General features: G+C 56.8%; 16 protein-coding genes and 1 pseudogene. 8 read left to right on the plus strand and 9 right to left on the minus strand.

What is annotated here, in order from left to right; genetic code table 11:
- Window positions 1-94: 94 nt before the first annotated feature.
- On the minus strand, window positions 95-1918 hold the full coding sequence (locus PG5_RS12405; RefSeq protein WP_020797471.1) for an NAD(P)/FAD-dependent oxidoreductase: 1824 nt from the start codon (window positions 1916-1918) through the stop codon (window positions 95-97).
- Window positions 1919-2163: 245 nt separating this feature from the next.
- Here PG5_RS12405 and PG5_RS12410 point away from each other — a divergent pair, with 245 nt between their 5' ends.
- Both PG5_RS12410 and PG5_RS35315 read left to right on the plus strand, forming a co-directional pair.
- Window positions 2164-4059, plus strand: coding sequence for a sigma-54-dependent Fis family transcriptional regulator (locus tag PG5_RS12410; RefSeq protein WP_020797472.1), 1896 nt, complete (start codon window positions 2164-2166; stop codon window positions 4057-4059).
- Between the two features lie 786 nt (window positions 4060-4845).
- Window positions 4846-5247: pseudogene (locus tag PG5_RS35315) on the plus strand (methyl-accepting chemotaxis protein); the annotation flags it as partial.
- 168 nt (window positions 5248-5415) lie between these two features.
- On the opposite strand, the gene PG5_RS12420 reads toward PG5_RS35315, so the two are convergent.
- Together PG5_RS12420 and PG5_RS12425 are read right to left on the minus strand one after the other, a co-directional pair.
- Window positions 5416-6057 (minus strand): 3-oxoacid CoA-transferase subunit B, encoded by a 642-nt coding sequence (locus PG5_RS12420; protein ID WP_020797475.1) that lies wholly within the window; start codon window positions 6055-6057, stop codon window positions 5416-5418.
- An 8-nt stretch (window positions 6058-6065) separates the two neighbouring features.
- Window positions 6066-6758, minus strand: coding sequence for a 3-oxoacid CoA-transferase subunit A (locus PG5_RS12425; protein WP_020797476.1), 693 nt, complete (start codon window positions 6756-6758; stop codon window positions 6066-6068).
- Window positions 6759-7129: 371 nt separating this feature from the next.
- Between PG5_RS12425 and PG5_RS34855 the strand changes: the two genes are divergently transcribed.
- Entirely contained in the window at window positions 7130-7366 is a 237-nt protein-coding gene (locus PG5_RS34855) for a hypothetical protein (protein WP_371106609.1), read from the plus strand.
- On the opposite strand, the gene PG5_RS34860 is transcribed toward PG5_RS34855, so the two are convergent.
- From PG5_RS34860 to PG5_RS12445, 3 genes are all read right to left on the minus strand, one after another.
- Window positions 7353-7604 carry a hypothetical protein gene (locus PG5_RS34860; protein ID WP_371106608.1) on the minus strand — a complete coding sequence of 84 codons (252 nt, stop codon included), beginning with the start codon at window positions 7602-7604 and terminating at the stop codon, window positions 7353-7355. The genes PG5_RS34855 and PG5_RS34860 overlap by 14 nt on opposite strands.
- Window positions 7605-7682: 78 nt before the next feature.
- On the minus strand, window positions 7683-7931 hold the full coding sequence (locus PG5_RS12440; protein ID WP_042955357.1) for a hypothetical protein: 249 nt from the start codon (window positions 7929-7931) through the stop codon (window positions 7683-7685).
- A gap of 136 nt (window positions 7932-8067) precedes the next feature.
- Complete coding sequence (locus tag PG5_RS12445) at window positions 8068-8883, minus strand: DUF1206 domain-containing protein (protein WP_020797478.1); 816 nt, start codon at window positions 8881-8883, stop codon at window positions 8068-8070.
- A gap of 495 nt (window positions 8884-9378) precedes the next feature.
- On the opposite strand from PG5_RS12445, the gene ilvA reads away from it, so the two are divergent.
- Complete coding sequence (gene ilvA, locus PG5_RS12450) at window positions 9379-10392, plus strand: threonine ammonia-lyase, biosynthetic (RefSeq protein ID WP_020797479.1); 1014 nt, start codon at window positions 9379-9381, stop codon at window positions 10390-10392.
- 180 nt (window positions 10393-10572) lie between these two features.
- Here ilvA and PG5_RS12455 read toward each other — a convergent pair whose 3' ends face one another.
- Together PG5_RS12455 and PG5_RS12460 are read right to left on the minus strand one after the other, a co-directional pair.
- Window positions 10573-12357 (minus strand): amidohydrolase, encoded by a 1785-nt coding sequence (locus PG5_RS12455; protein WP_020797480.1) that lies wholly within the window; start codon window positions 12355-12357, stop codon window positions 10573-10575.
- 308 nt (window positions 12358-12665) lie between these two features.
- Window positions 12666-13556 carry a LysR family transcriptional regulator gene (locus PG5_RS12460; protein ID WP_020797481.1) on the minus strand — a complete coding sequence of 297 codons (891 nt, stop codon included), beginning with the start codon at window positions 13554-13556 and terminating at the stop codon, window positions 12666-12668.
- Window positions 13557-13723: 167 nt separating this feature from the next.
- On the opposite strand from PG5_RS12460, the gene PG5_RS12465 reads away from it, so the two are divergent.
- The 4 genes from PG5_RS12465 (at window position 13724) to PG5_RS12480 (ending at window position 18975) form a co-directional block, all read left to right on the plus strand.
- On the plus strand, window positions 13724-14806 hold the full coding sequence (locus PG5_RS12465) for a 4-oxalomesaconate tautomerase (RefSeq protein WP_020797482.1): 1083 nt from the start codon (window positions 13724-13726) through the stop codon (window positions 14804-14806).
- A gap of 44 nt (window positions 14807-14850) precedes the next feature.
- The gene (gene dctA / locus PG5_RS12470) at window positions 14851-16182 is read left to right on the plus strand and encodes a C4-dicarboxylate transporter DctA (RefSeq protein WP_020797483.1); all 1332 of its coding nucleotides are present in this window, start codon (window positions 14851-14853) and stop codon (window positions 16180-16182) included.
- Window positions 16183-16323: 141 nt separating this feature from the next.
- A complete protein-coding gene (locus PG5_RS12475) occupies window positions 16324-17628 on the plus strand; it encodes a CitMHS family transporter (protein WP_020797484.1) in 1305 nt (434 codons plus the stop codon).
- Between the two features lie 93 nt (window positions 17629-17721).
- On the plus strand, window positions 17722-18975 hold the full coding sequence (locus tag PG5_RS12480; RefSeq protein WP_020797485.1) for an OprD family porin: 1254 nt from the start codon (window positions 17722-17724) through the stop codon (window positions 18973-18975).
- 190 nt (window positions 18976-19165) lie between these two features.
- Here PG5_RS12480 and PG5_RS12485 read toward each other — a convergent pair whose 3' ends face one another.
- Window positions 19166-20464, minus strand: coding sequence for an MFS transporter (locus PG5_RS12485; RefSeq protein WP_020797486.1), 1299 nt, complete (start codon window positions 20462-20464; stop codon window positions 19166-19168).
- Window positions 20465-20495 lie beyond the last annotated feature (31 nt).

Below are 20495 nucleotides of genomic sequence, written 5' to 3' on the forward strand. Positions count from 1 at the left end.
TATACGCACGACTCGATGGCGACGGATGGAGAACCAGAAGACCCAATGGGGCCAGAGTGCAGAGGCGCCCAGCCAAGACTGGGCGCCATTTGACTCAGCCGGTGTGGTGACGCTTTGCAAGGCGGTAGACGGATGTATTGATCCCTTCGAAGCGCGCCTTCAACTGCAGCGCCAGATACAGCGAATAATGCCGTGATTGATGCAGGTTGCCGCCGTGGAACCAGAGGTTCTCCTGCTGGGTTGGCTTCCACATGTTCCGCAGTTCGCCCTCGTAGGGGCCAGGATCATTCGTGGTTCCGGAACCCAAGCCCCAGCAACGACCGACCTTGTCAGCGACTTCCTGGGAAATCAGCTTCGCCGCCCAACCATTCATTGAGCCATAGCCCGTGGCGTAGACGATCAGATCGGCCGGTAGCCGGCTGCCATCGTTGAGCACGACGGCATCCGCTTCGATGCGTTCGACACCCAGGCCAGGCGCGCTCTTGAGCTTGATGGTGCCGTTGGCGATCAGTTCAGAGGCGCCGACGTCGATGTAGTAACCAGAACCACGGCGTACGTACTTCATGAAAAGGCCGGACTCGTCGTCACCGAAATCGAGCATGAAGCCGGCCTTGGCCAAGCGCTCGTAGAAGTCCTTGTCACGCTCCTTGATCGCGTCAAAGACGGGTTGATGAAAGCTTGGCATGACCTTGTAGGGGATCGAGGCGAACAGCATGTCAGCCTTGTCCGTGGTCAAACCCGATTCCACGGCGTCTTCAGAGTAGAGCCCGCCGAACACGAGCTCCATCAAACTGTCGGAACGCACGATGTGGGTGCTGGAGCGCTGCACCATGGTCACCTCGGCGCCGTTCTCCACCAGGTCGGCGCAGATGTCGTGAGCCGAATTGTTCGCACCGATGACCACCGCACGCTTGCCGCGCCAGGCGTCTCCGCCGGGATGGCGGCTGGAATGATGCTGCTGGCCTTTGAATGCCTCGGCACCCGGATAACTGGGCACATTGGGTACGCCAGACATGCCGGTGGCGAGGATCAACTGGGTCGGCTGCAAAGTCAGACGCTCGCCATCGCGCTGCACTTCAACCTTCCAGGTGCCACTTTGTTCGTCAAAGCTGGCGCTCACGCATTCTGTGCGCGGCCAATAATTGAGCTCCATGACTTTGGTGTACATTTCCAGCCAGTCGCCAATCTGGTCTTTCGGGGTGAAGACCGGCCAGTGATCGGGGAAGGGCAGGTAGGGCATGTGGTCGTACCAGACAGGGTCGTGCAAACACAGCGACTTGTAGCGACCGCGCCACTGATCGCCAGGCCGTTCGGCCTTGTCGACGATCAGGGTTGGTACGCCCATTCGCTTGAGCCGTGCTGCGAGCCCCAGCCCGCCCTGGCCGCCGCCCACGATCAGGCAGTACGGTTGGCTGGTGATACCGAGCGCGGCTTCTTCATCACGACGGCGCTCCAGCCAGTTGCGTTTGTCGGCATGGGCGTGACCATGACTGGCCCCCATTGGGCGACGGCGGCCGCTGGGTTCTTCATAACCCTTGAGCTCACGCATGGTCGTCAGCAGCGTCCAGCACAAGCCTTCCTTCAGGCGCACGTAGCCTTTACCTCGCGCCACGTCGGTTTCCAGGCTGATCCAGCCTTCGAGCACACCGTTGTTCAGCGTCGCCTCACCTTCCAGTATCCATCGCCCGGGATGAGTCTGGTCGAGGCGCGTTTCGAGCATATCCCGGATGGCAGGCTTGCCTTCCAAGGTCACCAGGTTCCAGCTGAAAAGTAGCAGGTCCCGCCAGTGACACTCCTCGGCAAACAATTGCAACGCGCCGTCCACATCACGTTGGGCGAGACACTCGCCGAGGTTTTCGACCCAAGCCGTGAGCTGGGCAGTTGGCGTTTGCAGGGGTGTTTCGACAGCGATGTTCATGGAGCCTCTCCCGATCTTGTTGTTTTGGTAACGAGTTGACCTGGAGCAAGGGCCGGGCCATCTTCACGAAACCCCTGTTGCAGAGCGGCTGGTGCAGTATTTCCCAGGTCTTGATCAGGATTCATGTCACGAATTCGGGAATGGCGGATGACAGAGTGTCACGCGGCGCAAAAAACGCTCGTTGCAGCCTTTTCATATAAGCTGCGAATAGACCCGTGTCCTGACCGTAGCGGAGAACAACAACAATGAAGCCGGCTTTGATCAACGCCCATGCACAACAAGTGCTACAAGCTGTGCAGGGCACTATCGCCAGCCACAGTCCTGTTGCTGACCTGGCTATCACGCGATCCTGGCGCCGATGCCTGGATCAATATCAGCTCGATCCCGCCAGCCGCCGCGCACCTAATGTGGTTGAACAGGCACGCTTGCAAGATCACCGTGCGCCCCTGGAACACATCATTGCCGTGGCGCACTGGCAGATGAACAGTTTGCACCAACAGCTCGGGCGGGACGGCCACGTGGTGCTTCTCACCGATGCGCGCGGTGTGGCGATCGACAGTGTGTTCAACGAATCGGAACGCGCCGATGCCCAGCGCTCCGGGCTGTGGCTCGGCTCGGTGTGGAGTGAAGATTGTGAGGGCACCAACGGTGTCGGGACCTGTCTGGTCGAGCGACGGCATGTAACCATCCGTCGAGATGAGCATTTCCGTGGCAAACACGTCGGCCTGACCTGTTCGGCCAGCCCGATATTCGATGCCAGTGGAGAGTTGCTTGCCGTGCTCAACCTCTCTTCTGCAAGGGATGACCACAGTCTTCAGCAACACTTCCAGGCCATGGCATTGACCAACCTGTCAGCCAAGTTGATCGAGAACTGTTTTTTCCTGGGGCATGATCCGCAGCGATACTTGCTGCGCTTCCATCCTGAGGCCGGCTTCGTTGGGCTGCTGGGTGAAGGACTGCTCAGTTTCGACGAGGGCGCCCGCATCTGTTCCGTCAATCAAGCGGCGCTGGACCTGCTGGGCCTCAGCCGTGATCAAGTGATCGGGCAATCTCTGACGATGCTGCTGGAAACACCTATCGATCAGGTGATGAGTCAGGCCAGCGCCCAACCGAGTGTCTGTTGGCCAATGCGGCTGGTGGACGGGCGCCTGCTCTACGGACAGCTGCGAGAACCCCTGCGCCAGGTGCCTTTGGTCACTCCTGCTATCCCCAAGATCAACGATGTGCGCGTGTGCCTCGAAGACCCGCGCCTGCAACGCGGCTTTGCTCGCGCATTGCGTGTTTTGGAACGTGACGTTCCGGTGTTCCTGCAGGGCGAAACCGGTACCGGCAAAGAAGCCTTTGCGGCGGCGCTGCATCGCGCCAGCGCCAGGGCGAGCCAGCCGTTTGTGGCGATCAATTGTGCGGCCATTCCAGAAACGCTGATCGAGAGCGAACTGTTCGGCTATCGCGGCGGCAGCTTCACCGGTGCACGCAAGGACGGGATGATCGGTAAGCTGGAACAGGCCCATGGCGGCATTCTATTTCTCGATGAGATCGCCGATATGCCACTGGCGTTACAGACTCGCCTGCTGCGGGTGCTGGAGGAGCGTGAAGTGGTGCCGCTAGGTAGCGCGACGGCGCGTCCCCTCGACGTACGCCTTATCAGTGCCAGCCACCAGGATCTGCTCACCTGTGTGGCCGAAGGGCGCTTTCGCGAAGATCTGTTTTATCGCATCGCCGGATTCGCCGTGCAGCTCCCGCCGTTGCGCGAACGATCAGACAAAGGCAGTGTGCTCGACCTGCTGCTACGCGAAGAGACGAAAGGTGCAAGGATTCGGCTGGAGGCGGGCGTCAGGGAACGCTTGCTGAAACAACCGTGGCCGGGCAATGTCCGGCAGCTGCGTACGTGTTTGCGCACACTGGTAGCGTTGGCGTTGGAGGGACGTGTCACCCTGGACGACTTGGCAGAGTTGCTGCCGGAACCGCCAGCGACCGCCGCGCTGGCTGAAGATCCGCTTGGGGTATCCGAACGGCAGACGCTGCTGACGCTGATTGAGGCAGAACACTGGCATATCGCCCATGTTGCCGCACGCCTGGGGATTAGCCGCAATACGCTCTATCGCAAACTGCGTCAGCACGGTATTTCACGGCCCGGTTGAACCGGGCGCGCTCATGCTGTTCAGAACACCTTGATCGGTACGTTGGCGTCATTGATTTTGCCTTCGGTCTTTGCAGAATCGGTACGCGCGCTGATCAGCATCTATGTCGTGCCCTTGCACAAAGCGGATAGCGATAAGCGCAAAGCGGATATTGCCACGCTCACCGTCTCAATACCTTCCACTTGCATCCTGCGTAACGGTGCTTTACATGGCGCGCAACAGTGCTGCCGCCACGCCTTGCCTCGTTCATAACAACAATAAGAGCACACTGATCCTGAGCTACACCTGGACGTTGCTGTGAGTGACCTGGAGACAAGTATGGACAATAAAATTCTGGCGCGATTGGCCTTGGTTGCCGCTGGCAGCGCGGTGTTGCTGCTCGCTGCCGGCAACGGCCTGCACCTGATATATGCCGGCATCATCGACCTGTTGCTGCTGGCAGCGGCGGTGCTTTATCACCGTCAGCCAGTGCGGGTGGTTGAAGTGCTTGTACAGCAGGAGCCGGAACCGATGATTTGCAACGCGCCGGTCCCGCTTGTGTCGTTGCCTGTGGCCGAGCCCGCTTGGCCGGGGGCTCAAGTAAAGGTGGCACTTGAACACCTGACCCGAGTGGTGCTGCAAACTGAAGAAGACATGCGCTTCGCCAACCAGTTGGCGCGAGGCGCGGGCGAGCGGGTACAGGCCAGTGCGGTGAGCATGCAGTCTTCGGCTGCGGTGCTTGGGGACCTGGATCAGTATCTGCAGCGCCTGGACCAGGTGTTCGATGAGCTGGGCAGCCAGTCGGTACGCATCGGTGCGATTGTCGGCAGCATCCAGGACATCGCCCGGCAGACCAACCTGCTGGCACTTAATGCCGCGATCGAGGCCGCGCGGGCCGGTGATCATGGCCGCGGTTTCGCAGTGGTGGCGGACGAGGTCCGTAATCTGTCACGCCAGGCATCGGACTCCAGTGCGCAAATCCGGCAGATCGCCACAGGCCTGGAAAAGTCGGCCCAAGATGCCCGTCAGGGGCTTGAACAGCTTACCGATTCAACGCGCCTGGGGCTGGACAAGGCCGAGGTCGCCTTGCAATCGATGGGGGAGTTGCGCAGTGGTGCGGTGGCCAGGCTGGAAGTGGTCGAGCGCGTCATGCAGCGTTTGGCCAGTTTGCACGAGTTGGCACTGCAGGCAACCCGGATAGCGGCCTGAACAGGCTGACTCTTCTTCCCAGTTCGACCCAGGGCCACAACGTCGAGATGACGTTCAGTTCAGCCTGCGTCCGGCCGCCAGCGAACAAGCAACCCATCGCAGCCATGTTGCCGGACACGCTTGAAGTCGTCCGGCAACATGGCTGCGTGGCCACGCAAACTCGATCCGTTATCGAATCAGCGGCACGCCACTGAGCGCTTGCAAGTCTTCAAAGCTGATATCGGCGACGATCTCCCGCACCTTCAAGCCTTGCGCAGTCACGTCCAGAATAGCCAGGTCGGTATAAATCCGAGTCACGCAGCCAATGCCGGTCAGCGGGTAAGTGCATTGCGGCACCAATTTGCTTTCGCCAGTCTTGGTCAGGTGATCCATCATGACGAACACTTGGCGTGCGCCTGTCGCGAGGTCCATTGCGCCACCCACTGCGGGAATGGAACCTTCGGCACCGGTGTGCCAGTTGGCAAGGTCGCCGTTGACCGAAACCTGGAAGGCGCCAAGCACGGCAATATCGATGTGCCCACCGCGCATCATCGAAAACGAATCGGCGTGGTGAAAGTAGGCCCCACCGGGCAGCAGCGTCACATGCTGTTTGCCCGCGTTGATCAGGTCATCGTCTTCCTCGCCCGGCGCAGGACTCGGGCCCATGCCCAGTACACCGTTTTCACTGTGCAGGAACACTTCCTTGTCACCCAGGTAGTTGGCCACCAGCGTGGGCACGCCAATGCCCAGGTTCACGTAAGAGCCTTCGAGAATATCGTCGGCCACACGTTGGGCCATTTCGCTACGCGATAGTTTTTTCATGACAGTCATGGCGGGCCTCAGTTGACGTTGGCATTCGAGATAGGGGCGAGCGGCACTGCTACCACGCGCTGAACGAAGATCCCCGGGGTGACAATGTGTTCGGGGTCCAGCTCTCCCAACTCGACAATCCGCTTGACCTGGGCGATTGTCGTTTTCGCTGCCATCGCCATGATCGGTCCAAAATTACGCGCGGCTTTGCGATAGGTGAGGTTGCCCCAGCGATCGCCACTTTCAGCCTTGATCAGTGCGACATCGGCATGCAACGGCATTTCCAGCACATAGTTACGACCGTCGATTACCCGGGTTTCCTTGCCTTCGGCCAGTAAGGTGCCATATCCGGTAGGCGAATAAAACGCACCGATTCCAGAGCCAGCCGCACGAATACGTTCGGCCAGATTGCCTTGCGGCACCACCTCAAGCTGTACTTTTCCCGCCAGGTAGAGTTCGTCGAATACATAGGAATCGGATTGGCGCGGAAACGAACAGATGACCTTGGCAACGCGCCCGGCCTTGAGCAAGGCGGCCAGGCCGATTTCACCATTGCCGGCATTGTTGCTGATGATGGTCAGATCGCGAGCACCCGAAGCGATGACGCCATCTACCAACTCCGACGGCATCCCGGCAGTACCGAAGCCACCCACCATGATGACCGAACCATCGGCAATACCGTCCAGTGCAGCAGCGACGGATTCAAATGTTTTATTGATCAAGGCTTACTCCTGTTTTCAAGTTGGCCGAACAGAATGCTCTGACGCCAAACCGCATGAATTCATGGTTACTGCAACGATGTGCATAGGGTGCCAAACAATGGGCGCAGGCGGGTGTCCTGGCAGGAGATGTCGTGCGATTAGCGAACGAAACCGTAACCCGAAGGCTTCGCTTAGAACTTTGAGCTGTGCAGCGGTGTCCAGACCCTTACATCTACCGCGTCGATGGCCTGAATCACCTATTCGCGATATCCACGGTTTGCGTGGACTGCCAACTCTCAACTCGCTGGCGAGTGCTGGCGTTGCACATTGAATAAGGCTGTAGCGCGAGGGGGGCTGGCTTGGAATACATCGATCTTGTGCAATGGCCCGCTATGGTGGTCACGGTGATCTCGGCCTGGTTCGTCGGTTCCCAACGACCACGCCGACGGATGATCGCTTTTTGGGGCTTCATCGCGAGCAATGCGTTGTGGGTTGTCTGGGGCCTTCACTCGCACGCTTATGCGTTGATCGTACTTGAGTGTGTTCTTCTAGGGATGAACGCCCGGGGTTTCAGAAAGAATCTCAAGGGTTTGAGGAGTTCCCAGGATCCTGATGCTACGGGGCCCTAGAGTTCTTTTTGAACCCACGGAGATTCATCAGGAACAGGCAAATCTGTAACACGATAAGGGCATGAGCTTGCGCATAAATGCCCCAAATCACCCATAGCACGTTACTCAAGCTGAACAATACGAACCCGGTCATTCGCCTTCTTGGGCGCTGAGATCCGATCAGCCATGCCGCAAGTACCGTGACGAACATCGCGGGCCATTGAACCCAATCAAGATTGTCCAAATGCTCCACCTTCATGGCGAAGGTACTGATCGCGGTTGCGAACAACTCGGCCTGAGTAAGCTAGGGCGTAAAGCCCTAGCAAATACCAGGATGTCACTTTTTCTTTTTCGTCGACTTTTCTGCTTTCTCTGATTTCTTGGCCTTTTCTGGCTTGCTATCAGCTTTTTTTGCAGACTTCTTTGGTTCGGCATCTTTTTTCTTGTCTTTCTTTTCGGAAGACTTCGAAAGAGCCGAGGCCGCAGCTGATTTCTTCGCCGGTGATGCCTTTTTGTCTTTCAAATCCTTGCTTGCTTTCGAAGCGTCACCTTTGCTTTTCTTCTCGTCTTTAGCCACGTCGATCACCTCTCGGAGCATGCCGTTATTGGCACATTGCCTGTGCAATTCATCACAAGCTGATCATTAGGCGGGCACGTCCCAAAGCGGTTCAAATTAATTTAATACGGAGGGTTCCGCTTTGGCGATGACTCCTGCCACGCGCCTATGTTTTCGTTACCCCAGGCACATCCATGTTTATCTTGCGCCATGCGGCTTCGGAGAAGCTGTAGGCTGAAAAGGCGATCAATCCCAATGCCATCACCATCAGAATCAAACCGCCAACAGGCAGGTTCTGAAGAGCATCGAGCGCTTCCTTCATGCCAGGTGGATCCGTGGCCTGATAACGGGAGCCGCTGATTGCCAGGAGCAGGGCGATCTCAAGAAACACCACGCCGCGAGCCATGAGTCCGAAACGAGCCACCGGACGGACGTATCGCATCACGTCCTCATCAGCCTCAAAATACTTCTCGAACGACGCTTTCCATCCTTTGATGATGTGAGCAATTCCTACGCCTAATGGAACGAGCGCAATGAGGTAGACGACCACGTTTGAGTGATCCCAGGACAAAAGATGCGCCAGTAGATCCTTCGTCTCCCCACCTCCGGCATTACCTGAGCTTCTGACGCCGCTAATGAGCAGCCCTAATGCAAAAAACGCAAGAGCACCATTGAGTAAACCGCCCGCCAACAAACCCGCACGAATCACCAGCCCCTTTAGTTTCGTACCGTGATGATCGACGTCGCGAATGGCTTGCAGCACTCGCCACCCTGCGAAGGCCAGTAGACCGGCCACCACTAGCCCAACCAGGACATATCCGAATGGCTGGCTCAACAACGCTTCAAGGCTTTTTTGGCTGTCCTTCGGTTTTGTTGAGTCTTGAGCTGCCAGCAGCGCGAAGATACCAATGATCAGATACAGAACGCCGCGAGCGGCATATCCGCCCCGAGCGAGGACGACAAGGGTGTGTTGAGCGGACATTCGATTATTTCCGTGGACGTGTACAAGAGCAGACCTATCGCTTCGGCAAGGGTTCGATAAAGGTCGAGTTCTTCAGTCACTCAGAACGGACGCTCTGTAGTGGGCAACTAATCCCGGACACGACGTTAAGTTTTTTCTCGGCCTTAGCTGGAGCCAGTCCGTTGTTGAGTTAGTGCGGTCTAATCCACTGCAATGTTTCAGATAAAGGGGCAACTGCGTTACGGAACACTGCAAAGTCCGATGCTTTTGCCGCCACGCAAACGTAAATGAGGCGTTGCCAATCAGCTACCGAAGAATTTGGAAATTGGCCGTTGACTTGCCGTCGGCGCCCGGCTAATTTCCGAGCATGACTTTCATCGTATTGCGCTGCCAGCCAAGCATTATTACCGCCATTCCTCATTTGGCGGGCTAGCTCACGACTGCAGCACCCAACCCGCCCTGGAGGCGGGTTTTCATTTTCTGTCTCGGGGCTCTGATCAATGTCAGGAGACGATCATGCCCAGTACGCTCGCCCAACACACCCTACTTGAGCAGTACGTCAAAAAGATCCTCGCCGCGCCGGTTTACGAACTGGCCGTGCATACGCCCCTGCAGCCGGCACCTGCATTATCGTTGGCATTGGGTAACCAGATCCTGCTCAAGCGCGAAGATCTTCAACCGACCTTTTCCTTCAAGATCCGAGGCGCCTACAACAAACTGGTCAACTTGAGCGCGGCGCAAAAGAAGCGCGGAGTGATCACCGCTTCAGCGGGTAATCATGCCCAGGGTGTGGCATTGGCAGCACGGCAACTTGGCATCGACGCCATGATTGTCATGCCCACCACGACGCCAGAGTTGAAGGTGTCAGGAGTCCGTAGTCGTGGCGCCCAGGCACTGCTGCACGGCGAAAGCTTTCCGTTTGCCTTGTCTCATGCACTAGAACTGGCACGCCAAACCGGCAAAACTTTTGTTTCGCCTTTCGATGATCCAGATGTCATTGCCGGGCAGGGCACGGTCGCCATGGAAATACTGCGTCAGCATCAAGGGGGGCTGGATGCCATCTTTGTTCCGGTGGGCGGTGGCGGTTTGATCGCCGGCATCGCGGCTTACGTTAAATACTTGCGGCCAGAGGTGCGCATCATTGGCGTCGAGTCGGAACATTCAGCCTGTTTGAATGCAGCCCTCCAGGCCGATGATCGAGTGGTGCTGCCAAGTGTGGGCACCTTTGCCGATGGTGTGGCGGTCGCGCAGATCGGCGCCCACGGCTTTGAGGTGTGCAGGTTTTGCGTCGATGAGGTACTGACTGTCAGTAACGATGAGCTTTGCATCGCGATGAAGAATATCTACGACGATACACGCTCTATCACTGAGCCTTCTGGCGCTCTGGCCGTTGCTGGCATCAAGAAATACGTTGCACGAACGGGTGTGCGGGATCAGACACTGATTGCCATCGACTCCGGTGCCAATATCAATTTCGACTCTTTACGGCATGTGGCCGAACGCGCTGCATTGAGTGAGGCATCAGCGTAATGGTGGATTCCAGGGCGTGATAATCCGGCCATGCGGTTGGATCGCCCTTCACCTGTTTGGGAGCCAGGGCCCCGCGTATGTTCTCGGCAGCCTCACCTTGTCCGCGCATCATGCGTAAGCGTTTGCCAAACACACCTACCGGCTTCCAACACCGCGATAAGCCGCGACTTCTAGAAATAGTTATCCTTCTACTGCCTGATAGACAGTGTCGCCCTCTTTGATCGTTTCGAGAACTTGGATGTCCTTGATTGTTGCAGGGGCAACCTTGGTAGGATCCTTGTTCAAGATAACGAAGTCGGCGAGTTTGCCTGGCTGCAAGGTTCCTTTGCTCCGTTCTTCAAAATATTGATAAGCCGCAGAGGCCGTAATGGACTTCAAAGCCACGTATGGGCTGATGCGCTGGTCAGGTCCAATCACCTCTCCCGAGCGACTGGTGCGGTTGACTGAGGCAAAGACGATCATCATTGCGCTAGGTGTGGCGACTGGCGCGTCGTGATGCTCAGTGAAAAGCATTCCGCGTTTGATGGCAGAGGCGGCAGGATCCCAACGAAATGCACGCTCTTTGCCCATGGTCACATCGCGGTGCCAGTCCCCCCAATAGAAGGTCTGCATGCCGAAGAAAGACGGGATGATGCCCAGCGATTTCATCTTGTCCAACTGATCTTCACGAACAGCCTGAGCATGAATCATCACCGTCCGACGATCACCTTTGCCGTACCTTTTTTCGGCTTTTGTCACCGCATCAATGAATGCGTCGGATGCAGCATCACCATTGCAATGGGCAAGCACCTGCCAGTTACTCTCAAATGCCTGATTGACAAGCGCTTCTCTATCTTCAGCTTTGGGAATTGCAGGGTAGCCTTTGTAGTCGGCTGCCTGGCCTGGCGGCGGAACCTTGTACGGTTCTGTCAGCCAAGCAGTGCGTCCTTGGGGAGAGCCATCCAAACTGAGCTTTACCCCGGCGATCCGGAAGTGGTTGTCGTACTCGACACTCGGAGAAACCGTTTTCATGAAAGCCTGCTCAGCCTGAAGGTCTGGATAGGCTGCCACATCAATCTTCATCTTTTTCTGGCTGGCCAGTTTTTGCCAGGTCTCTACCTGCGCTTTGCTGGCTCGGCCTTCCTGGGCCGTGGTAAATCCGTATTGTGCGTAGTAATCGGCACCGGCCAAGGCAATTTTTTCATTCACCGAAGGGTCAAAAGTGGCCAGCAGTTTGAAGATCGGGGCGAAAAACGCCATTTCCTCCAGCACGCCGTCAGGGGTTTTACCGTCGCTTGTACGACGAATCACGCCGCCGGAAGGGTCGGTGCTCTGCGCCGAAATGCCGGACATTTCCAGTGCTTTATGATTCATCACTGCCAGGTGGGCTGACTGATGGATAATGACAACAGGCAGCTCGGTAGAAACCTGGTCAAGATCATCTGCGTTGGGATGGCGCTGCTCCACCAATTGAGAGTCGTCATAGCCAAATCCGACAATCCAGCCAACCTTATCGATAGCGACAGCGTTTTTTTGCTGCCAGCTTTTCAACGCAGCTACCACCGCTGGAATGGATTTGCCCCCGCCATCCGGAGGTGGCAGCAGGTTAGCGGACAGTTTCTGAAAGCCCGTTGTCCAGGCATGGCCATGCGCATCAATGAATCCCGGAAGAAGTACCTTACCTTTCAAATCCACAAGGCGACTGTGATCTCCCTGACCCTTCAGGACATCAGTCTTGTTTCCGACAGACAGAATCTTTCCGTCCTTCACGGAAATCGCCTCAGCATAGGTTGGATTATCACCTTCCATGGTCAAGATAGAGCCGCCGAAATAGACGGTGTCTGCGACTTGAGTAGCCGCCTTTGCAGCGCTGAGGCCGCTGAGCGGAAAGCTGAATACCAACATCCCAATGGCTGTCCATTGAAATGCAACGCGTTTTTTAGGCATTTTTCCCGGATGATTTTCTTTCAACTGGATGCACTTCATCGATCATTCCCTAGATGGCGTTGACTAAGTCCTAAGGACAGGTCGAAATCGAGCGCTCCTGTCCGCTTGGCAGTAAAGACCAAGGATCGAAGGGGTGTACGATAAAAACAGTGCCGGACGATCCAGTCGCTTAGATTTCTGCGAGTGTTATTCGTAAGCGGCTGAGTGTCACAGGTAGGAGGCGACCCGATTACGGCTGACACGCGCCAAAATGTGATCATTGATTTGATGCACCGGCGCGTTTTGCTGGATAAGCCGCCCAAGCCGATCGGCCTTTCTCTCAACTTAGGCTAGCGGAAACTCAAGGGTCATTGCTCCCACTGTTCCAGTAGGATGGAGACGAATTTTTCCGCTGCAGGGGAGAGGGAGGCGCCTCGTCGGTAAACCAGTCCCAACGATCGGTTCACAACAGGCTCGATCAAAGGGATGCTCACCAACGTTGGATGATCCACTGCAGGCATTGCCAGGCTCGGCATTGCCGAAACGCCTAATCCAGCTTCTACCAGACCCAGCGATGTAGACAGGTGTTGCACCTCATAAAACCACTGCGGGCGCCAGCTCAAGCCCGACAAAGCGTGGTCAAGCAACATTCGGTTGCCGCTCAGGCGACCGACCCCGATCAGGCGGTAATTGCTGAGTTCAGACCAGGTGACGGCGCTTCGTTTGGCCAACTCATGATCGCGTCGACACGCCAGTACAAAAGGCTCGTTGACCAACGGCACGAACTCTATGTCCGGGTGCTGGCCGCTCATCATGTTGATGCCAAAGTCGGCTTCGCCACGCAGGACAGCCTCCAGCCCTTCGTTCGCACTCAGGTCAAGCAAGCGAATGCGAATTTGTGGATAGCGCTCGTTGTAGAGACGGATGACCGATGGCAAAAAATAGAAGGCTGCGGTGGGGATGCAAGCCAGGGTTACCCGGCCGCTTTGGCGCTCCGCCAGCTCCCGGATGTTGAGTATCGAGTCGTCGAAGTCATCCAGTAAGCGTCGTGCCTTGGGCAGAAAGTCTCGCCCGACACTGGTGAGGCTTACCCTTCTTGTCGTGCGATCGAGGAGCGCTGTTCCCAATCCCTCTTCAAGCTTTTTCATTCTGCGACTCAACGCAGGTTGAGAGAGATGCAATGCATCGGCAGCTTCGTGGAAACTGCCAAGTTCTGCGATCTTCACGAAAGATCGAATGTCATTGAGCTCATAATTCACTTTTTTTATCCCCTCAGAGGAGCGTTGGTCAGCCCAGTCATCCTAGGTTTATCATTCGTCAAACGCAATAATCAGGCTGATATTTGCATTGGAAACAATTTTGAAAGCCTGCGACTCTTGCTCACAAGACATCAATAACCCCCATTGATCAACAAGAGTCAGTATTCATGCAACGAATTCCCTGTGTGCTAATGCGCGGTGGTACTTCCAAGGGCCCGGTATTCCTCGCCTGGGATTTACCTGTTGCGATCGCAGAGCGTGATGAACTGTTGCTCAACCTTATGGGTTCTGGGCATGAGCTGGAAATTGACGGTATCGGTGGCGGTAGCCCACAAACCAGCAAGGTGGCGATCGTCAGCCCGTCGCTGCATCCTGATGCGGATGTCGACTATCTGTTCGTTCAGGTCATGGTCTCCCAGCGTCGAGTCGATACCGCGCCCAATTGCGGAAACATGCTCTGCGCCGTTGGCCCGTTCGCCATCGAGCAGGGGCTGGTCAAAGCCTGCAAAGACCTGACCCGTGTGCGTATTCGCAACCTCAATACCGGGACTTTTGTGAACGCCGAGGTACAGACCCCCGGTGGCACGGTCAGCTATGAAGGCGACACTGCCATCGATGGTGTGCCGGGTACCGCCGCTCCTGTGCAACTGACGTTCCTGGATGCTGCGGGCAGCAAGACCGGCAAACTTTTCCCGACGGGGCAAACGCAGGATTTGATCGACGGTATCCCCGTGACCTGCATCGACATGGCAATGCCGATGATGATCGTCGAAGCCGGCCAACTGGGTAAACAGGGTGATGAAAGCCCTGCTGAACTGGATGCCGATAAAGAGTTCCTGCGTCGCCTGGAGTCCTTGCGACTGCAAGCGGGCCTGGCAATGGGCCTGGGTGATGTCAGCGATAAAGTGATTCCCAAGCCCGTGCTGGTATCTCCGGCCAAGGCTGGCGGCACAATCCAGGTGCGCTACTTCATGCCCCACAACTGCCACCGGGCCTTGGCGATCACCGGTTCCATCGGCCTGGCCACCGCTTGCGTCACGCCAGGCAGTGTGGTCGCGCAATTGCTTGGCGGGGTAAGCGAGCCACGCTTGAAGCAAGTACGCATTGAACATCCAAGTGGTGGAATAGATGTCGTATTGTCCTACACCGGCGATCAGGGTGAGACCATTCGCGCCTCGGTGGTACGTACAGCGCGCCGACTGTTCTCCGGTTTTGTCTACGCCGCGGCTTCCCAACGACTCGCCGGATAATTCCCCCCAGTCATTGCCGTTGTTGCATCAGCACAATTCTAAAAATGGGTGATGCCATGAAAGTTGTAAAATCGCTCTACTTCCAGATCCTCCTCGCCGTGCTGTTGGGCGTGCTGGTCGGACATTTTTGGTCGCAACAGGCCATTGCCTTGAAACCGCTGGGTGATGCCTTCATCAAGCTGATCAAGATGATGATCGCTCCGGTGGTTTTCTGCACCATCGTCACCGGCATCGCCGGGATGAGCGACAAACGCTCCCTCGGCCGCCTGTTGAGCAAGACCATGCTGCTGTTCCTGGCGCTGACCGTGATCAGTTTGATCATCGGCCTGGTGTCGGTCTACCTGTTCAAGCCCGGTGTGGGCATGAACATTGACCCCACCCAGTTGAGCACCAAGGGCCTGTCGCAGTACACCGATTCTGCCGCGAAGCTGGGAGTGGTCGAGTTTTTCATCCACATCATCCCGGACACGTTCATCGGTGCTTTCAATAAAGGTGAAGTACTGCCGGTGTTGTTCATCGCGGTGCTTTGCGGTTTTGCACTCTCGGCCATCGGCGAGCGTGGCAAGCCGGTGCTGGATGTACTGGAATCCGCCTCGCACATGGTGTTCAAGATCTTCTCCTACCTGATGCGCTTCGCTCCGATCGGTGCCTTCGGCGCCCTGGCGTTCACCGTAGGCCAGTACGGTATTACATCGCTGGGCTCGTTAGCCAAGTTGATCATGACGTTGTACATCGCCTGCGCGTTCTTCGTCTTTGTGGTGCTGGGGAGCATTTGCCGGGCCAATGGTTTCAGCCTCTGGAAGTTGCTGCGCTACTTCCGTGAAGAATTCCTGGTGGTGTTGGGGACTTCTTCCACTGAGCCTGTGATGCCGCGGATGCTGGAAAAGCTGCAAGCCCTGGGTTGCAAGAAAGGTGTGGTGGGGTTGGTGCTGCCAACGGGTTACTCGTTTAACCTCGACGGTACGGCGATCTACCTCTCGCTGGCAGCAGTGTTCATTGCCCAAGCCTGCAACATCGAACTGAGCATGACCCAGACCGTGACCATGCTGGCGATCATGCTCTTGTCCTCCAAGGGGGCCGCAGGTGTCACCGGCGCCGGTTTTGTCGCGCTGGCTTCGACACTCACCGTGATCCATGATATTCCCCTGGCCGGCCTCGCCCTGCTGATCGGTATCGACCGCTTCATGTCGGAAGCCCGGGCATTGACCAGTCTGGCGAGCAACGCGGTGGCTACCGTGGTGATGTCCATCTCGGAGAACGCCTGCGACCGCGAGACCTTGATGCGCACCCTGGACGGCACACCTTTGCCCGCGGTGGCCTCTACCCAAGTCCAGACGCCGGACTGGGACGGCCTGAAGGTCACGGAACACGTCTAACCGGTCACGGCTGAATTGAGCCCCCTTCAATACTTCAATTAACACCCCCCGCCAGGTACCGTTGATCGTGCCATCTGGCGGGCACGGGGTCGTGCGTCTGTGCGTCGGCCACGCTACTCATAAGAACAAGAGAACTTACCTATGCTCGCATTGCTTGGCTTGGCCATGGTGGTGGTCTTCACAGTCCTGATAATGACCAAACGGTTGTCGCCGATTGTCGCCCTGACAGTGGTGCCGATTGTGTTTGCCGTCATTGGCGGTTTTGGGGGCACTACCGGCAAGATGATGCTCGACGGCTTGAAAATGGTCGCACCTTCGGCCGCGCTCCTGCTGTTCGCGATCTTGTTTTTTGGCTTGATGATCGACGCCGGCCTGTTTGACCCACTGATTCGCAAGATCCTCAAGCGCGTCAACGGCGATCCGATGAAAATCGCGGTCGGCACAGCGTTGCTTTCGCTGCTGGTAGCCCTGGACGGTGATGGCACCACCACCTACATGATTACCTGTGCGGCAATGCTTCCCCTGTACAAACGTATCGGGATGAATCCGATGATCCTGGCGACCATTGCCATGCTTTCTCTGAGCATCATGAGTGGCATGACCCCTTGGGGAGGGCCCGCGACCCGAGCGATCGCGGCGCTGGGCCTGGATGCCGGTGCCTACTTCGTGCCGTTGCTGCCGACCATGATCGGCGGTGCAATGTGGGTGGTCTTCACCGCCTTCCTGCTGGGCCGTGCCGAGCGCAAGCGTATCGGTAATATCCAACTGGAAAGCGGCGGCGGTGATTGCTACATCAAGGCGATTCTTGAAGATACTCCGCACAAGCGCCCGAAACTGGCCTACGTCAACCTGCTGTTGGTGATCGTGGTGATGGTAGCGCTGGTGATGGGGATAATGCATTCCGCGATCCTGTTCCTGATCGGATTCGTACTGGCGCTGATGATCAACTATCCGCAACTGGATATTCAGAAGGAACGCATCCTTGCCCATTCGGGCAACGCGATGACAGTCGTACTCCTGGTGTTTGCCGCCGGTATCTTTGCCGGGATTTTTTCCGGCACCAAGATGGTCGACTCGCTGGCGCAAACCCTGGTTGACTGGATTCCGCCGTCTTGGGGGCATCTGTTCCCACTGGTAGTGGCGATTACCAGCATGCCGCTGACCTTCGTCCTGTCCAACGATGCTTACTATTTCGGTGTGGTGCCCATCCTGGCGAATGCCGCTGCGGCGTATGGCATTGATCCGGTGGAGATCGCCCGCGCATCGATTCTCGGCCAGCCAGTACACCTGATGAGTCCGTTGGTAGCTTCAACCCTGTTGCTGGTGGGAATGGTTGATCGCGATATCGGCGACTTCCAGAAAGCCACCGTCAAATGGGCGGTGCTCACTTCCCTGGTGATTACCGCGCTAGCGCTGTTGACCGGGGCGATCAGTCTCTTCACCTGATTCCCCCAACACCACTTGCTTTTTCCTGACGCGCCTCGCCAGTGAGGCGCGCGCTGTCCTGCACTCCAAAAAAACAACAATGAGTAGCTTGTCATGACCACTTTGCACACCCAACGGGCGCTATTTCCACTTCTTTGTTTGATGCCGCTGGCCAGTGCCAGTGCGCAAGGATTTATCGATGACAGCAAGCTCAAGCTGCAATTGCGTAATGTCTATTTCAATGAAAATTTCCGCGACGAGCATGGTTTGAGTGCCAAATCGGCAAGGACGGCGAAGAGCGAGCGAACCGAGTGGGCCCAGGGATTCCTGTTGGATTACCAGTCAGGGTTTACCCCCGGCACCATCGGGTTTGGTGTGGATGCCCTTGGCCTGCTCGGGGTCAAGCTTGACTCCGGCCGGGGCCGTAGCGGCACTGGCTTGTTGCCTGTCCATGATGACGGACGTGCGGCTGACGAGTTTTCAAGCCTGGGCATGACCGCCAAGGCCCAATTGGCGAAGACCACGGTCAAATACGGCACCTTGTTACCCAAGACTCCGGTGCTGATCTACAACGATGCGCGACTATTGCCGCAAACGTTCCAGGGCACACAGATCAGTAGCGTCGACATCGACAACCTCACCCTCACCGGGGGCTACCTGGATCGATTCAAACAGCGTGATTCCACCGACAGCATGCCGATTGTGCCCGACGGTTATGGCGGTGATAAATCAGGCGACTTCAGCTACGCAGGGGCCGAGTACAAGCTGGGGAAAACCATTCGCTTGAGTTACTTCTACGGCGAGCTGGAAAATTTCTACCGTCAGAATTTTGCGGGTATCCAGCACGATCTTCCGTTGGGCGGCGGCGTGCTGACCAGTGATTTGCGCTACTTCAACAGTGTTGATACCGGTTCTGCCTACAGCGGCAAGATCGACAACAACATGCTGAGCGGGCAACTGTCCTACGCCATCTCCGGCCATACCTTCGGTGGCGGATACCAGACCCTGAGTGGTGATGCTGGTTTGCCCTTTATCAGTGGCGCTACGGTTTACTCGTTCAGCAACGCCGGGATAGGCAAGTTCGTCGAGGAAGATGAAAAAACCTGGATGCTCAATTACGGCTATAACTTTGCTGCCGTTGGTGTGCCGGGCCTGACGTTCTCCACCCGCTATTTGAGCGGCAACGACGGTAAATCCAACACCACGGTAAAAGAGTGGGAGCGTGATGCCGAACTGGCTTACGTCGTACAGCAAGGCACCTTCAAAGGCCTGGGTGTGCGGTTGCGTAACTACGTTTACCGTTCGGATTATTCCCGTGGCCGAGACAGCAACCGGGTCTACTTTACCTACGACATCGTTCTTTGGTGATCCCCTGATCGCGGCCTCGCGCACCCGAGATGTTGTTTGCTCTGGTTTTAGGTTTGGGCACCGTGGAGCAGGGCTCTGGAAAGGATAGGTAGGTTGTTGGCCTGCATTGAGACGAAGAGGACTCAATGCAGGCCAGGGCGCGATATCTATTCAGCGCAAAGCCCTGAATTCCGCCGAAACCTATCTTTGATCAAGCGTTGACTGGCACTGCTTTTTGCCTGCGATACAGGATCGTCGTCGCTGTGAACCCACACACCGCAGCAAACATCAGCCAGTAGGCGGGCGACGCCTTGTCTCCTGTTGCCTGTACCAGGATTGTTGAGATGGCGGGTGTAAAACCGCCAAACACAGCCGTTGCCAAACTGAATGCCAGTGAAAATCCTACGACTCGTACGTTCTGCGGCATTACCTCGGTCAATGCCGCAACCATCGCGCCGTTGTAAATGCCAAAGAAAAAAGAGAAGTACAGCAGCACGGCGAGCAGTCGTTCGAAGCTTGCCGCCGCGGCCAGCCAATGCATGGCGGGATAGGCGGTGAAGATGCACAGCAAGCTGACCGCCAGCAACAAGGGGCGGCGACCAATGCGATCAGAGATCGTACCGCCGATGGGTAGCCAGATGAAGTTGCTCAGGCCGACGAAGAGCGTGACCACCAGACTGTCGCTGGTGCTCAGGTTCAGTACAGACCGGCCAAAAGTCGGGGTGTAGACGGTAATGAGATAGAACGTGGTGGTGGTCATCGACGCTAACAGACCACCAGCCAGTACCGTGCGCCAGTTGTCGCGCATCGAGCGAAAGACTTCACTGGCACTTGGGTGATGGCTGCGCGCTTTGAAAGCATCGGTTTCCTGAAGCGAGCGGCGAATGATGAAGATGAACGGGATAATCAGGCAACCAATGAAGAATGGGATACGCCAGCCCCAGGCTGCAACGTCCGCAGCGTCCATGGACGCGTTAATCGCATAACCCAACGAAGCCGCAAGAATGATTGCCACTTGTTGGCTGGCCGACTGCCAACTGGTAAAGAAACCCCGGCGTCCGGGCGTGGCGATTTCAGCCAGGTACACGGAAACACCCCCCATTTCCGCACCCGCGGAGAATCCCTGCAACAGTCGCCCGAGCAACACCAATATCGGCGCTGCGATGCCTATGCTGGCGTAGCCGGGTACCAAGGCGATCAATACTGTTCCGGCAGCCATGATCGACAGCGTCACGATCAGTCCCTTGCGCCGTCCCACCTTGTCGATGTACGCCCCCAGCACGATAGCGCCCAACGGACGCATCAGGAACCCCGAGCCGAATACGGCGAAGGTCATCATCAGCGAAGCAAACTCGCTGGTGGCAGGGAAGAAAGTCTGCGAGATGTAGGTCGCGTAGAACCCGAACAGAAAGAAGTCGAACTGTTCGAGAAAATTGCCGCTGGTGACACGCAGGATGGCGCCCAGTTTCGACCCCTTGGATCGGGTGTCTTGAGTTGTTGTTTTCATCATGGCTACCGTGGTGATCAATATTGTTTTTGGA

The organism is Pseudomonas sp. G5(2012), from assembly GCF_000408945.1.
Classification (GTDB): Bacteria; Pseudomonadota; Gammaproteobacteria; order Pseudomonadales; family Pseudomonadaceae; genus Aquipseudomonas; species Aquipseudomonas umsongensis.